This window comes from Brevundimonas sp. 357 (assembly GCF_003938605.1).
Classification (GTDB): Bacteria; Pseudomonadota; Alphaproteobacteria; order Caulobacterales; family Caulobacteraceae; genus Brevundimonas.
In genome coordinates this window covers 115,592-129,920 of sequence record NZ_RHWX01000001.1, presented here as the reverse complement: position 1 = coordinate 129,920, position 14,329 = coordinate 115,592, and the positions used below count along the sequence as shown (strand labels likewise).

Annotated in this window: 11 protein-coding genes; 4 read left to right on the top strand and 7 right to left on the bottom strand. The window is 68.4% G+C overall.

Annotated elements, in window-relative coordinates; genetic code table 11:
* Nucleotides 1-130: 130 nt before the first annotated feature.
* The gene (gene recQ / locus EGK63_RS00605; protein ID WP_125899437.1) at nt 131-1,999 is read left to right on the top strand and encodes a DNA helicase RecQ; all 1,869 of its coding nucleotides are present in this window, start codon (nt 131-133) and stop codon (nt 1,997-1,999) included.
* An 82-nt stretch (nt 2,000-2,081) separates the two neighbouring features.
* Nucleotides 2,082-3,581 carry a S41 family peptidase gene (locus EGK63_RS00600; protein WP_125899436.1) on the top strand — a complete coding sequence of 500 codons (1,500 nt, stop codon included), beginning with the start codon at nt 2,082-2,084 and terminating at the stop codon, nt 3,579-3,581.
* 4 nt (nt 3,582-3,585) lie between these two features.
* Here EGK63_RS00600 and EGK63_RS00595 read toward each other — a convergent pair whose 3' ends face one another.
* Nucleotides 3,586-4,500 carry an alpha/beta fold hydrolase gene (locus EGK63_RS00595; protein ID WP_125899435.1) on the bottom strand — a complete coding sequence of 305 codons (915 nt, stop codon included), beginning with the start codon at nt 4,498-4,500 and terminating at the stop codon, nt 3,586-3,588.
* Between the two features lie 111 nt (nt 4,501-4,611).
* On the opposite strand from EGK63_RS00595, the gene EGK63_RS00590 reads away from it, so the two are divergent.
* Together EGK63_RS00590 and EGK63_RS00585 are read left to right on the top strand one after the other, a co-directional pair.
* A complete protein-coding gene (locus tag EGK63_RS00590) occupies nt 4,612-5,052 on the top strand; it encodes a hypothetical protein (RefSeq protein ID WP_243637513.1) in 441 nt (146 codons plus the stop codon).
* 106 nt (nt 5,053-5,158) lie between these two features.
* Entirely contained in the window at nt 5,159-6,511 is a 1,353-nt protein-coding gene (locus tag EGK63_RS00585; protein ID WP_125899434.1) for a diguanylate cyclase, read from the top strand.
* 24 nt (nt 6,512-6,535) lie between these two features.
* Here the strand turns inward: EGK63_RS00585 and gyrB are convergent, their stop codons facing one another.
* The 6 genes from gyrB to rpsT all read right to left on the bottom strand — a co-directional run bounded on the left by gyrB (nt 6,536) and on the right by rpsT (nt 14,179).
* Entirely contained in the window at nt 6,536-8,965 is a 2,430-nt protein-coding gene (gyrB, locus tag EGK63_RS00580; RefSeq protein WP_125899433.1) for a DNA topoisomerase (ATP-hydrolyzing) subunit B, read from the bottom strand.
* Between the two features lie 136 nt (nt 8,966-9,101).
* A complete protein-coding gene (recF, locus tag EGK63_RS00575) occupies nt 9,102-10,232 on the bottom strand; it encodes a DNA replication/repair protein RecF (RefSeq protein WP_125899432.1) in 1,131 nt (376 codons plus the stop codon).
* Between the two features lie 59 nt (nt 10,233-10,291).
* A complete protein-coding gene (locus tag EGK63_RS00570; RefSeq protein ID WP_125899431.1) occupies nt 10,292-10,573 on the bottom strand; it encodes a GIY-YIG nuclease family protein in 282 nt (93 codons plus the stop codon).
* Nucleotides 10,574-10,650: 77 nt separating this feature from the next.
* The gene (dnaN, locus tag EGK63_RS00565; RefSeq protein ID WP_125899430.1) at nt 10,651-11,769 is read right to left on the bottom strand and encodes a DNA polymerase III subunit beta; all 1,119 of its coding nucleotides are present in this window, start codon (nt 11,767-11,769) and stop codon (nt 10,651-10,653) included.
* 207 nt (nt 11,770-11,976) lie between these two features.
* The gene (gene dnaA, locus EGK63_RS00560) at nt 11,977-13,395 is read right to left on the bottom strand and encodes a chromosomal replication initiator protein DnaA (protein ID WP_234287882.1); all 1,419 of its coding nucleotides are present in this window, start codon (nt 13,393-13,395) and stop codon (nt 11,977-11,979) included.
* 514 nt (nt 13,396-13,909) lie between these two features.
* Complete coding sequence (rpsT, locus tag EGK63_RS00555; RefSeq protein ID WP_040346357.1) at nt 13,910-14,179, bottom strand: 30S ribosomal protein S20; 270 nt, start codon at nt 14,177-14,179, stop codon at nt 13,910-13,912.
* Between the last annotated feature and the right edge of the window lie 150 nt (nt 14,180-14,329).

Here is a 14,329-nt window from a genome sequence, read left to right as displayed (position 1 = left end):
GCGGGGCTCTTTTCAGCTGTTGCGCGGAAGTAAGCCTGAAAGCGCGGCCGTGACAACGGGTCGCGGCGTATCCGTCGTGTGCGCGGATGACGGGATGACACCTCGGAGCGAATGCGGCACAACGCCCGCCATGTTCGACCCCCGCCCGACCGACGCCGCTTCTCCGACCCTGGACGAGGCGCGCAAGCTGCTGGAGCGGGTCTGGGGTCATGCTGATTTTCGCGGCCTGCAGGCGTCGGTGATCGTCGAGGTTCTGGCCGGGCGCGACGTCATGGCCGTGCTGCCGACCGGCGGCGGCAAGAGCGTCTGCTATCAGGTGCCGGCCATCCTGCGCCCCGGCGTCGGCCTGGTCGTCTCGCCGCTGATCGCCCTGATGACCGATCAGGTCGAGGCCCTGAAGCAGCAGGGCGTGGCCGCCGCCCGGCTGGATTCCGGCCTGACCATGGACGAACGTTCGGCCGTGTGGCGCGCGGCGCGCGCGGGCGAGTTGGACCTGCTCTACGTCTCGCCGGAAGGCCTGGCGTCAGGCGCCATGCTGGAACGTCTGGCCGAGCTGCCCATCAGCCTGATCGCCATCGACGAGGCGCACTGCGTCAGTCAGTGGGGGCATGACTTCCGGCCCGACTACCGCACCCTGGGCCGACTGGCCGAAATCTTCCCCGGCGTGCCGCGCATCGCGGTGACGGCGACCGCCGACGCCCGCACGCGCGACGATATCCTGGCCTCGCTGCGGCTGGGCGAAGCGCGGGTCTTCGTCGACAGCTTCGCCCGGCCGAATCTGCAACTGTCGGCCGAGCGCAAGATCAACGGCTCGCGCGCCCGGACCGACGCCGCCGTCATCGAGCTGGTGCGCGAGCGGCGCGGCAAGTCGGGCGTGATCTATTGCGGCAGCCGCGACGGTTGCGAGCGGGTGGCCGATGCGCTCAGGGACGCCGGCAGCAACGCCATCGCCTATCACGCCGGTTTCGACGCCCGCGAGCGCGACCGACGGCTGGAGCGTTTCCTGGCCGAGGACGGCGCCGTCATGGTCGCCACCATCGCCTTCGGCATGGGGGTGGACAAGCCGGACGTCCGCTTCGTCATCCATGCCGATCCGCCGGGCTCGCTGGAGGCCTACTGGCAGGAGATCGGCCGCGCCGGGCGCGACGGCGAGCCGGCCGAGGGAATCACCCTTTACGGCCCTTCCGACATCGCCTGGTCCCTGCGCCGCCTTGAGGGGCGGCCGATGGCCGAGGAGGTCAAGCAGGTCCAGACCCGCAAGGTGCGCCAGCTGTTCGCCATGCTGGACGGCGCAACCTGTCGACCCCAGGCGGTGCGTCGCTATTTCGGCGAGCAGGACGCCCAGCCGTGCGGCGTCTGCGACATCTGCGGCGACCCGCCCGCCACCTTCGACGCCGTGGTGCCCGCTCAGAAGGCGCTGGCGGCGGTCCAGCGTCTGGGCGAACGCTTCGGCCGGACGCGCGTGGTCGATCACCTGCTGGGCAAGACCAAGGACGTCCAGCCGTGGGAGGCGGGGCTGTCGACCTGGGGCATCGGCGCCGACCTGTCGCTGGCCGCCTGGCGTGACGTAATCGATCACCTGCTGTTCGAGGGCCTGCTGGTCGAGGATCCCAATGACGGCAAGCCGATCATCCGCCTGGGCGACGCTCAGGCCGTGCGCGCCGTCTATCGCGGCGAGCGGCCGGTGCGGGTGCGCCAGGCGCCTGTGCGCGCGGTCGCGATCGACAAGCCGCGCCGCAACGCCGGTCGCAATCTGGCGGCCGAGGCGCTGGACGGCGACGTGCGCGCGCGGTTCGAGGCGCTGCGCGCCTGGCGTCGTGACCGCGCGGTCGAGCAGAGGGTGCCGCCTTATGTCATCTTCCAGGACAAGACCCTGGTCGAGATCGCGGTGCAGGAGCCGCGCGGCTTGGACGATCTGGCCCGTATTCCTGGCGTCGGCGCGGGTAAGCTGGACCGTTACGGCCTGGCGGTGCTGGAGGCGTTGGCGGCGGTCGCGTGACGATCTCCATGACCAAAGCTTAACTGGCGAGCCGTCCCTCCGCCTGTCACCCCTTGCGGCGACAAGAGACGAGGGGATGCTCATGAAGCGATTGTTGGCGGCGGGCGTGGCCTGCCTGGCGGTGACCGGCGCGGCTCAGGCTCAGGAGGCGCCTGATGCGTCGCCCAAGCCGATGGAACAGCCGCGCGACTGGTCTGCGACTCTGGTCCAGGATGCAACCGGCCTGCACGCCGTCATGATCGACAGCCATCCGGGCGTGCATGATCCGCTCAATCCCGGCTTCCGCGCCCGCCTGGATCAAGGCCTGGCCACGGCGCTGGAGCGGGCGAAGACCACTACGGATCGAGGCGGCTGGTGGTGGGCGATGCGCGCCTATGTCGCCAGCTTCGAGGACGGGCACGTTCAGATCAGCATGACCCAGAGGGACTTCGGCTTCCCGACCCGCTGGCCCGGCTTCCTGACCGTCTATCGCGGGGCCGATCAGGTGGTGGCGGATCGCGATGAAGCCGACGCCGCCGCCCCGCCTCTGGGCGCCCGGCTGATCGACTGCGACGGGGTGGACGCCGCGTCCCTGGCCGAACAGCGCATCGGCCAGTTCCGGGGGCGCTGGTTCCTGGAGGCGATCAAGACCCGCTTCGGCGACTGGATGTTCCTGAGCGCGGAAAACCCGTGGCAGACCGAGATGACGACCTGCCGGTTCGAGACGGGCGGCGCGACCCGGACCTACGCCCTCAACTGGCGCGCGACGCCCGATGATCTGAGCGATCGCCGCGCCCGCCTGACGTCCGGCGCCCGGCCCGACTTCGCCCTGAAGCATTTCGACGACGGGGGCTTCTGGATCTCGACCCCGACCTTCAACGGCGATCCCGCCAGCGAGGCCCACGCCGAACTGACCGCCCTGGTCGCCGACATGAAGGCCAAGCAGGACGCCCTGCGCGCCGCCCCTTATGTGGTGCTGGACCTGCGCGGCAACGGCGGCGGCTCCTCGCACTGGAGCCAGCTGATGGCCCAGGTTCTGTGGGGCGACGACTGGATGGCCGCCCACCCTGAACCGGCGATCGAGGGCGTCGACTGGCGCGCCTCGGACGGCAACATCGCCGAAATCTCCGCCTTCCTCGACAAGCTGCGCGCCTCGAACGGCTCGCCCGAACTGATCGCCTGGGCCGAAGACGCCATAAACGGAATGAAGGCGGCGAAGGCCGCCGGCCAGGTCTATTGGCGCAGCGCCAATGATGAGCCTGCCGACGCCGCTCCGCCGCCGCCCGCGCCGCAACTGATGAAGGGCCGCGTCTATGTCCTGACCGATTCCAGCTGCGGCTCGGCCTGCCTGGACGCCGTCGATCTGTGGAAGACCGTTGGCGCCGTCCAGGTCGGGCGCGAGACCTCGGCCGACACCGTCTACATGGAGATCCGTGAGCCGACCCTGCCCAGCGGCCTTGCCGAGATCGCCGTGCCGATGAAGGTCTATCGCGGCCGCGCGCGCGGCAACAACGAGCCGCAACGCCCCCAGTACGTCATCGAGGGCGACATGGGCGACGACGCGGCCCTGCTGGCCTCGATCCGTCGGCTTCAGCCGAACTGACGCCTCAGCGCAGGAAGCGTTCGACCGCCTGCTGGAACTGACGGGGGCGGTCGATCATGACCATGTGTTCGGCTCCCTCGATCCTCTCGAAGGCGGCGGGGCGCGGCAGGGAGCGGTAGCCCGCACGGAACAGGTCATCGACGTGGCCGCGCGGGCTTTCGGCGTCGGGGCTCCAGCCATAGACGACGGTCACCGGCGCCTGGATCAGCGGCAGGCGCGAACGCAGGTCCACGGTCATCACCTCGTACAGGCCCTGGGCCAGGACGCGCCGGTCGCCGCCCTGCCAGCCCAGGCCGTTGAACAGGCTGTCGGCGGCGCCGCCCAGCTCCAGCCCCATGGAGGCGGCCTGTGTGCGCAAGGCTTCGTCGCCCAGCAGCATCAGGCCCTGATAGGCCAGTCGCGCCAGGGGTTCGACATCGCCTACGGTCGAGCCTGGGCTGATCAGGGACGGAAAGAAGGGCGAGGCGTCCACCACCATGACGCGCCCGACCCTGCGTCCGCCGTCGGCGGCGACGCGCAGGGCGACCTGTCCGCCCATGGAGTGGCCGATCAGGGCCGGGCGAGTCAGGCTCTCTTCGTCGATGTAGCGCAGGATTTCGGCCGCCACCGGGCCGCTGATGCGTCCCTCGGCGTTGCCGCCCGCCGGAATCTGGCCGAAGCCGCGCACCGAGATCAGATGCACGCGATAGCGGTTCTGCAGGGCGTCGGCGGTTCGGCTCCAGACCGCCGAGGTCGAAGCCAGGCCCGGAATCAGAACGACGTCCGGCCCCTGTCCGCGGGTCTCGACGAGGATACGCGACGACTGAAACGAGGCGGGCTGCGCCGAAGCGACGGCCGCAGGCGCGCGGGCGTCTGCAGGCGCGGCGAACGTCGCAAGACTCAGGGACAGGGCGGTCAGGACAGCGAAAAACCGGCTCATGACGGCAACCTGCCGACAGATAGCGGCGAAACCTCGACAGCGTCACGCAGCGGACCTGGATTGTAATTTTTTTCGATCAGGAGTGAAATCGTCCGACCTGGGGAGGTTCTCATGAAGAAATCAATCACCATCCTGTCCGCTGTTCTGGGCCTGGTCGCATCACCCGCCCTGGCTGAGAATTGGAACGTCATTTCGCGCAGCGCCGCCACTGCCTTCATGGTCGATGTGGATTCGATCGCCCAGGCCGACGGCGTTACCAGCGCCCGATTGGCGCGCGTGCCTGCGACGGGCGCCCCGGGCGACCTGTCGCACAGCGTCGGTGTTATCTCTTTCCGCTGCTCCGCCAATCAATCGAAATCCGGCGAGGAAGTCTATTACGGTCCCGACGGCGCCGAGCAGGAGCGGATCGACGATGGTTATGATTTCGAGCCGATAGCCCGCAACTCGCTCGATTCCTACGTCCAGGAGATCGTCTGCGAGAGCAAGCGCGGGGCGGCGTCCTTTCCGACGATCCGCGCCTTCGTCGAAGCGGGGCGGCCCGACTCGCGCTGATCCGCCAGGGCGTGGTTGGGCCCGACTTCGGGTTGTTCCCTTGGCCGCTTGGGGCTAAGGCCGCCGTGGCGTCGCCGCGAAGCCCAGTACAGTATCGAGTAATCCCTTGCCGCTTTCCTCTCTCGTGGTCGCCGATCTGGTCGGCGCCGCTGACTTGGCGTTGTCGAACCGTCTTCGCCAACTGATCCAGAACCGCGCCGACGCCCTTGTGGCGGCTTTCTATGAGACGCTTCTGGCGCATGAGGAGGCGCGGACCTTCCTGCATCATTCGGTGGTGCAGGAGCGGTTGAGTCCGTCGCTGCGCAACTGGCTGGTGGACTTGTTCGCGCCCGGCGCCGACTTGGCCGAAGCGGCTTTCATCGCGCGGCAGATGAAGATCGGCGAGGTCCACGCCCGCATCAAGATTCCCATGCACCTGGTCATGGCGGGGGCGGCGGTGCTGAAGACGCGGCTGGCGGACGACCTGGCCGACGATCCGGCGGCCTTCGACTTGCTGCGGCTAGCGGACCAACGCATCGACCACGCCCTTCGCCTGATGAGCCAGTCCTATGAGAAGGGCGCCAGCAACCGCGCGCGCCTGGACGAAGCCTATCGGCTGTTCTCCCTGGATCAGGACATTCATTTCGAGCGCGAAAGCCAGCGTGCGGGCCTGATGGAATGGAGCCAGAAGACCCTGTTCCGCATCCTGGGATCAGGCGGCGTCGATGGGGCGGGCGCGCTGGGCGCCTCGCCGTTCGGCCTGTGGATCCGCCACCGGGCCGACTTCCTGTTCGACGGCTCGCCGCATCTGGCGCGGCTGAACGCGACCATGGAGCGGATCGACAGCGAGCTTCTGCCCCGCTTCACGCCGGACGCCGCCCCGGCCGACCTGGCCGCGCCCCTCAAGGCGCTCGAAGCCGCCGTCGAGGAGGTCGCCTTCCTGTTGAACGAGATGTTCCAGGGGCTGGCGGGCATGGAGGGCGGGCGCGACCCGCTGACCCGCGCCCTGAACCGGCGCTTCCTGTCGTCGATCCTGAGCCGCGAGATCGGCTTCGCTAACGCCAATCACACGCCCTTGTCGGTGCTGCTGCTGGACGTGGATCACTTCAAGCGGATCAACGACACGCACGGCCACCCGGTCGGCGACGAGGTGCTGCGCCAGGTGGCCGAGGCCGTGACCGAAAACGTCCGCCCCAGCGACTTCGTCTTCCGCTACGGCGGCGAGGAGTTCCTGGTGGTCCTGGTCGAGACCAGCCTGCACCAAGCCGCGACCATCGCAGAGCGGATGCGCCTGGCCCTAGCGGCCAAGGCCATTACGGCGGCGGGCTTGGCGCCTTTCAACGTGTCGGTGTCGGTCGGCGTCGCCGAACATTACGGCCACCCGGACGAGAACTATCTGATCAAGTCAGCCGACGACGCCCTGTACCGCGCCAAGCAGAACGGCCGGAACCGGGTCGAACTGGACCGTCGCGGCGCCTGACGGCGCCGCGAACCGCCCACGAGATCAGGCGTCGACGGCGGCGTCCAGGGCGTTGTCCTGGATGAACTCGCGGCGCGGCTCGACCACGTCGCCCATCAGCTTGGCGAACAGGTCGTCGGCGTCGTCGCCATGCTCCACCTTCACCTGCAGCAGGGTGCGGGCGTTGGCGTCCAGGGTCGTCTCCCACAGCTGTTCCGGGTTCATCTCGCCCAGACCCTTGTAGCGCTGGATGGCGATGCCCTTCTTGCCCGCGTCCAGCACAGCCGCCAGCAGGTCCAGCGGGCCGCGGATGGTCGTGGTCTTGTCCTTGCGGCGATAGACGGCCGGGGCCGAGAACAGGCCGTCGAAGGCGGCTGCGCGTTCGGCCAGACGGCGGGCGTCCAGCGAGCGGCCCAGCACCTCGTCCAGCACTATGGTCTCGCTGACGGCGCGGCGCACGCGGTTGAACGCCACCCCGCCCTGGGCGGCCAGTTCGCCGCTCCACGGACCGTCGCCTTCCTCGGCGTAGAGGTTCAGCCGTTCGGCCGCACGCGCGGCGCGGTCGGCCAGTTCGCCGGCGTTCTCGCTGAACAGACCGGCCAGGGCGCCCTGTTCGATGGCGAAGGCCGGAGCCCGCGTCGCCAGCCGGTCGACCAGCGCCTTGAAGCCCTTGGCCTCGCGCACCAGCTCCTGCAGGTCCATACCGGCGCGCACCTCGCCCGAGGCCAGTTCCAGCACGGCCTCGGCGCTGCCTTCCTCGATCAGATAGGCGTCCATCTCCGCCTGATCCTTGACGTAGCGGTGCTGCTTGCCCTTCGACACCTTATAGAGCGGCGGCTGGGCGATATAGACGTGGCCGCGTTCGATCAGCTCCGGCATCTGACGATAGAAGAAGGTCAGCAGCAGGGTGCGGATGTGGGCGCCGTCGACGTCGGCGTCGGCCATCAGGATGATCTTGTGATAGCGCAGCTTGTCGGCGTTGAAGTCGTCACGGCCGATGCCGGTGCCCAGCGCCAGAATGAGCGTGCCGATCAGGTCCGACGACAGCATCCGGTCGAAGCGCGCGCGTTCGACGTTCAGGATCTTGCCGCGCAGGGGCAGGACGGCCTGGTTCTCGCGGTTGCGCGCCTGCTTGGCCGAACCGCCGGCGGAATCGCCCTCGACGATGAACAGTTCGGACTTGGCCGGATCGCGTTCCTGACAGTCGGCCAGCTTGCCGGGCAGGGAGCTGATCTCCAGCGCCGACTTGCGGCGGGTCAGGTCGCGCGCCTTGCGAGCGGCTTCACGGGCGGACGCCGCCTCGATGATCTTGGAGACGATCAGCTTGGCTTCGACCGGGTGTTCCTCGAACCATTCGGACAGCCCCTCGGAGCACAGGTTCTCGACCGCCGGGCGCACCTCGGACGAGACCAGCTTGTCCTTGGTCTGCGAGCTGAACTTGGGGTCCGGCACCTTGACCGACAGGACGCAGGTCAGGCCCTCGCGGGCGTCCTCGCCGGTAGGCGCGACCTTCTCCTTCTTGGCCAGGCCCGAGCTCTCGATATAGCTGCCCATGACGCGGGTCAGCGAGGCGCGGAAGGCCGACAGGTGGGTGCCCCCATCCCGCTGCGGGATGTTGTTGGTGAAGCACAGCATGGTCTCGTGGTAGCTGTCGTTCCACCACAGGGCCAGGTCCAGCTCGATGCCGTCCTTCTGGCCGCGAATGACGATGACGTCCTTCAGGATCGGCGTCTTGGACTTGTCGAGGTGGCGCACGAAGGCTTCGACGCCGCCCTCATAGTGCAGCAGGATCTCGATGGGCTCAGCGCCGCGATGATCCGACAGCTTGATGACCACGCCCGAGTTCAGGAAGGCCAGCTCGCGCAGACGGTGCTCCAGCGTCTTCAGGTCGAAGTCGATGTGGCTGAAGGTCGTGACCGAGGGGAAGAAGGTGACTTCGGTGCCGGTCAGCAGACGGCCCTTGTCCTCGCGCATCGGCGCCTCGCCGACGACGGCCAGCGAGCGCACGGTCTCGCCGCGCTCGAAACGGACGCTGTGCTTCTTGCCGTCGCGATAGATGACCAGCTCCAGCCAGTCCGACAGGGCGTTGACCACGGACACGCCCACGCCGTGCAGGCCGCCGGACACCTTGTAGGAGTTCTGGTCGAACTTACCGCCGGCGTGCAACTGGGTCATGATGACCTCGGCGGCGGAAATGCCTTCCTCGGCGTGAATGGCGGTCGGGATGCCGCGACCGTTGTCGGTCACGGTGACCGAGCCGTCCTCGTTCAGGGTGACCGTCACCAGGTCGGCGTGGCCGGCCAGGGCCTCGTCGATGGCGTTGTCCACCACCTCATAGACCATGTGGTGCAGGCCCGAGCCGTCGTCCGTGTCGCCGATATACATGCCGGGGCGCTTGCGCACCGCGTCCAGGCCTTTGAGAACCTTGATGGAATCGGCGCCGTACTCAGGCGAGGGAGCAGTCTGTTCGGTCATGAAAACGTCGGCTCAGGGTCCGTGGACGGACAGGGAAGAGGCGGCCCTTCGACCGCCCGTCTCAGGGGCGCAAATCAGCGCGCCCCGAAGTCCTCGATATATAGGAAATTCGACGGGAAAAGCGAGCCTTTAAGCCCTAGACGGACAGGCCGCCGCCTTCCACCGCCACGAACTGCGCGCGCCCCTCCAGCGCCGCGAACAGCGGGCGCTCGGTGCCCGTCATGAAGGCCTGCAGCTTCAGCGCCTCGATCTCGTCGAACAGGGCGGCGCGGCGGGCTTCGTCCAGATGGGCGGGCGCCTCGTCCAGCAGCAAGACGGGCTGCGCGGGCTGATCCGCCAGACGCGCCACCTGGGCCAGGATCAGGTTCAGCACCAGGGCCTTCTGCTCGCCGGAAGACCCCTCGGCGGCGGGCCGGTTCTTCTCGCGATGCAGGGCCGTCAGGTCCGAACGGTGCGGCCCGAACAGGCTGCGTCCCGCCGCCGCGTCGCGAGCGCGGGCGCGCATCAGACCCTCGCCCAGCGCCTCGACGATGTCGGCCTCGTCCGCGCCCGCCGCCGCCATCTCCTCGGCCGGACCGGCCAGCCCTAGATCGGCCTGGGGGAAGGGACGGTCGGCGCGGGCGTCGATCCCGGCCTGAAGCGCCTTAAGCGCGGCGGCGCGCGCCATAGCCGCCCGCGCCCCGCTCTCGGCCAACCGGGCCTCCAGCGCGTCCAGCCACAAGGGATCGGGCGGGCGCGCTTCGTCGGTCAGCAGCCGCAACCGCTCGCGCAGGGCCTTTTCATAGGTGGAGACGACAGCCGCATGATCGGGATGGGCGGCGAAAACCAGCCGGTCGAAGAACCGCAGCCGCTCGGCCCGCGCGTCCGAGAACAGCCGGTCCTGCTCGGGCGTGGCCCAGACCGGGCGCAGATGATCCAGCAGCCGTCCCGGCGGCGCCGTCTCGCCGTCGATGCGCACGATACGCCGCGCCGACGGCCCCATGGTCTGCACGCCGGTGCCCAGGCGCACCTCATCGCCGTCCGCGCCCTGAAGCGTCGCCGCCACGGCCCACGGCCGCCCGACCGCCTCGCCCGGCTCGCGCCGCCCCATCTCGGCCGCCGTCGCCCCGCGCAGCCCCTTGCCGGGGGTCAGCAGGCTGACGGCTTCCAGCAGATTGGTCTTCCCCGCTCCGTTCGGCCCATGCAGCACGACGGTTCCGCCGGAGACCGGCAGGGTCGCGCCCGCGTAGGAGCGGAAGTCGGTGAGGGCGAGGGAGGTGAGGCTCAATCTATCCGCTCATCCCGGCGGACGCCGGGACCCAGTGCTTTGGCCGCAAGCGGCGCGGTTCAAAGGAGCGTCTCGAACAGATCGGCCCATTCAGGGTTCATACGCTCGATCAGGTCCAGCTTCCACTCACGTCGCCACTCCTTGATGCGGCGTTCGCGAACAAAGGCGGCCTCTCGAGAGTCGTGGACTTCGTACCAGACCAAGCGGGAGACAGCGTACTTCGCGGTAAACCCGCCGCGCAGCTTCTCGCGATGCTCGACAACCCGCTTCAGCAGGTCGTCGGTTGAGCCCGTGTAGAGCGTGCCGTTGGGGCGGCTGGCCAGAATGTAGACGTAGAACATCCGACCGACCGCTCCCGGCTCTCACTGGGTCCCGGCGTCCGCCGGGATGAGCGGAAAAAGGAGCTGCGCCAGCTCGATCAAACCCGCAGCGGCATCAGCACGTACTGCACGCCCACGTCGGCCGGATCGAGCACCAGCGTCGGGCTGGCCGGGTCGGCGAACTTGAAGTGGGCCGTCTCGCCGGTGATCTGGCCGGCGACGTCCAGCAGGTAGCGGGCGTTGAAGCCGATCTCGAACGGTTCGTCGGAATAGCCGATCTCGACCTCTTCCTCGGCCTGACCGGCCTCCATGTTGCGGACGGTCAGCTTCACGCGGTCGTTGTCGAAGGCCAGCTTCACCGAGCGGCTCTTCTCGGCCGAGATGGTGGCCACGCGGTCGACGGCCTTGGCGAACAGGCTGTTGTCGATGTCGGCCTGCTTGTCGTTGCCCTTGGGGATGACGCGCAGATAGTCGGGGAAGGCGCCGTCAATGACCTTGGAGGTCAGGCTGGCCTCGCCGAACTCGAAGCGGATCTTCTGGGCCGAGACCTGGACCTCGACCGTGCCGGCGCCGTCGTCCAGCAGGCGGCGGACCTGATCCACGGTCTTGCGCGGCACGATGACGCCGGGGCCGCCCGCCGCGCCTTCCGGCGCCGGGGTCTCGGCCAGGGCCAGGCGGTGGCCGTCGGTGGCCACGGCGCGCAGCAGCGGAATGCCGCCGTCAGCCACGGTGTGCAGATACAGGCCGTTCAGATAGTAGCGCGTCTCTTCGGTCGAGACGGCGAAGCGCGTCTTGTCGATCAGGCGGGCCAGGTCTTCCTTGGGCAGGGTGTAGCGCGCGCCCGACGCCTCGGTCGACATGACCGGGAAGTCGCCCGCCGGCAGCACCGGCAGGTTGAAGCGCGACCGGCCCGCCGCCACCACCAGACGCGGATCGTCGCCCGAATAGGTCAGCGACACCTCGGCGCCGTCCGGCAGCTTGCGCACGATTTCATACAGGGTGTGGGCCGGGGCCGTGATCTGGCCCTCGACGTTCACCTGGGCCTCGGCCTCGTCGACCATCTCCATGTCCAGGTCGGTGGCGGCGAACGACAAGCGGTCGCGCCCGGCGCTCAGCAGCACATTGGACAGGATCGGAATGGTGTTGCGACGCTCGACCACGCTCTGGACGTGCCCCAGGGCCCGAAGAAGCGCGGATCGTTCGATGGTCAGCTGCATTTGGTCTCGCCCGGTCGCGACCCCGCCGAAGCAGCGTCGCCGTAAATATGGGCAGGAACACTAGCGCATTGAGCGCGGGGGGCAACGGCCAGAGGCGCTTGCCCCCGGTTTCCACAGGCTGGGCGCCCCTGAAATCCGCTCATCCCAGTCCTCGCTGGGATGAGCGGAGGGAGAGCTTACCTGCGCAGTTTGCGCGTCGCTTTCCTTTTAGCCGCGCAGTTTGCGCGTGAGGGCCTCGACGTCGCGGGCGATCTGGTCGTCCTTGGGCATCAGCTCCTCGATCTTGCGGACCCCGTGCAGGACGGTCGTGTGGTCGCGCCCGCCGAAGCGGCGGCCGATGTCGGGATAGGAGCGGGTCGTGTGCTGCTTGCACAGATACATGGCGACCTGACGCGGACGGGCGATGGCGCGGGTGCGGCGCTCGCTCAGCAGGTCGGCCTGCTTGAGGTTAAAGTGCTCGGCCACCGTCTTCTGGATCTCGTCCACGGTGATGCGGCGCTCGGGGCCCGTGCGCAGGGCGGCGCCCAGCAGGGACTGAACCTCGTCCACCGTCAGAGCCGACAGACGGCTCCCGGCGACGGCGGCCAGGGTGTTCACGGCGCCTTCCAGCTCGCGCATCGAGCCGGGGGTGCGGTCGATCAGATGCTCCAGCACGTCGGCGCGGGCCTCGCCCGTGACGACGCCCAACTGGGCCAGGGCGTTCAGGCGCGACTGGGCCACGGCGACCTTGAGGTCGCGGTCCGCCGCCTCGACCGGGCAGGTCAGGCCTGCGGCCAGGTGGCTGCGCAGGCGCGGCTCGACATCGGTCAGGGCCATGGGCGCGCGGTCGGCCGACAGGACGATCCGCTTGCCGTCCTCGATCAGGGCCGTGAGGGTGTTCAGCAGCTCTTCCTGGGTGCTCGTCTTGCCGCCGACGAACTGGACGTCGTCCAGCAACAGCATGTCGGCCGAGCGCAGGCTTTCCTTGAAGGCGGCGGTCGAACGGTCCTGCATGGCGCGCACGAAGGTCGACAGGAAGCGTTCGGCGGTCAGATAGACCACCTTGGCGTCCGGGCGCAGGCGCTGGGCCTCCCAGGCGATGGCGTTCAGCAGGTGGGTCTTGCCGTAGCCGTAGGGGCCGCAGAAGAAGACGGGGTTGAAGTGGCCGTCCGCCCAGGTCGCCACCTGCTTGGCGATGGCCAGGGCGAAGGCGTTGCCGTGGCCCTCGACGAAGCTGTCGAAGGTCAGACGCTCCTGCAGACCGGCGGCGCGCACGGCGCGGGCGCCGTCGGTCGCGGCGGCGAAGGCGGGCGCGGCGGCGGCCGGAGCGATCGGGGCGGGGCTGATCGAAGCCAGGCGCGGGGCGTCGCGCAGGCCCGACGGCGGCGCCGAACCCATCTCGGCGCGGCAGCGCACCTCCAGACGGCGCGACAGGCCGTCCAGGCCCAGCCACAGCTCGTTCATGCGGCGCAGGGCGTTCTTGCGCACCCAGTCGCGGGCGTAGGCCGTCGGGGTCACCAGGATCAGATTGCCCTGGGAGTCCACGCGCACGGCGGAAGGCGCGATATAGGAGCTGAAGGGACCATCCCCGATCTCAGCCTTCAGGCGGTCCGCCGCCTCGGTCCAGATACGGTTGGGATCCGTCATTCCCGCCATTACCGCGCCCCCGATCATTCAGAACACCCGCCACAAGAGTTATCACCGACGAACGCCCTTCGAGACGCCACGTCCAGGGACGACTTCTCTCGCCTCGCGAAGCGGGGCTTCGCAAGCGGGGTCGTACTCACAGACAGACATCTCGCGCCAAGGGAAATCATTGATTTCCCTCGTCTTCATCCCAACAGGACGGAAGCGCGTTACCCCTTCAACTTACCCCCGGCGCGGCGGAGATCAACGCTGATTCGAGTCGAGATTCGCACTTAAATTGATTGACTCCGGCAAACCTCGGCAGGGCTTGGGAAAATGGCGATTTCGCCCCAATCCATAACCCGAATCCGTAAGCGCGACTTAGGAGCAGACAGCAAGACGGCGAGGGAGCTTGCGCTTCCTCGCCGTTGAAATTCTTACATTCTTTTACGAAATGCCCGTTACAGGCCCTCCGTAGCCGTCACATTGCGCCGTTTGACGAAGCCGTGAAGACCCGTCCGAGCGCCCTGCGAAATCAGGCGGCCGACAGCTTCTTCAGCTGGGCGGCCAGACGGCTGACCTTGCGCGAGCCGGTGTTCTTGTGAACCACGCCCTTCGACACGGCGCGCATCAGTTCCGACTGAGCGGTGATGAAGGCGGCCTTGGCGGCTTCGACGTCGCCGCCCGTCAGGGCTTCCTGGAACTTGCGCAGGTAGGTGCGCACGCGGGTGCGGCGGGCCTTGTTCACTTCGGTCCGCGCTTCGATCTTGCGGATCGCCTTGCGGGCGCCTGCATTGTTGGCCATCGGGTAAAAACCTTCGAACGAAAACGCCGCAAACCACACGTCCACGGCGAGAAAATCTCAAGAGCGGGCGGCTATAGCGGAAAGCCCCCGAACGGTCAACGCGATCCGGCGGGAATTGAGTCGGGGCCGGGGTTTGCGCCCCGCAGCGTC

Excerpts from the sequence above, each read along its gene's own strand:
- dnaN (WP_125899430.1), bottom strand. The coding sequence starts at position 11,769 with ATGCAGCTGACCATCGAACGATCCGCGCTTCTTCGGGCCCTGGGGCAC.
- EGK63_RS00590 (WP_243637513.1), top strand. The coding sequence starts at position 4,612 with ATGAAGAAATCAATCACCATCCTGTCCGCTGTTCTGGGCCTGGTCGCA.
- rpsT (WP_040346357.1), bottom strand. The coding sequence starts at position 14,179 with ATGGCCAACAATGCAGGCGCCCGCAAGGCGATCCGCAAGATCGAAGCG.
- gyrB (WP_125899433.1), bottom strand. The coding sequence starts at position 8,965 with ATGACCGAACAGACTGCTCCCTCGCCTGAGTACGGCGCCGATTCCATC.
- dnaA (WP_234287882.1), bottom strand. The coding sequence starts at position 13,395 with ATGACGGATCCCAACCGTATCTGGACCGAGGCGGCGGACCGCCTGAAG.
- EGK63_RS00595 (WP_125899435.1), bottom strand. The coding sequence starts at position 4,500 with ATGAGCCGGTTTTTCGCTGTCCTGACCGCCCTGTCCCTGAGTCTTGCG.
- recQ (WP_125899437.1), top strand. The coding sequence starts at position 131 with ATGTTCGACCCCCGCCCGACCGACGCCGCTTCTCCGACCCTGGACGAG.
- EGK63_RS00600 (WP_125899436.1), top strand. The coding sequence starts at position 2,082 with ATGAAGCGATTGTTGGCGGCGGGCGTGGCCTGCCTGGCGGTGACCGGC.
- EGK63_RS00570 (WP_125899431.1), bottom strand. The coding sequence starts at position 10,573 with ATGTTCTACGTCTACATTCTGGCCAGCCGCCCCAACGGCACGCTCTAC.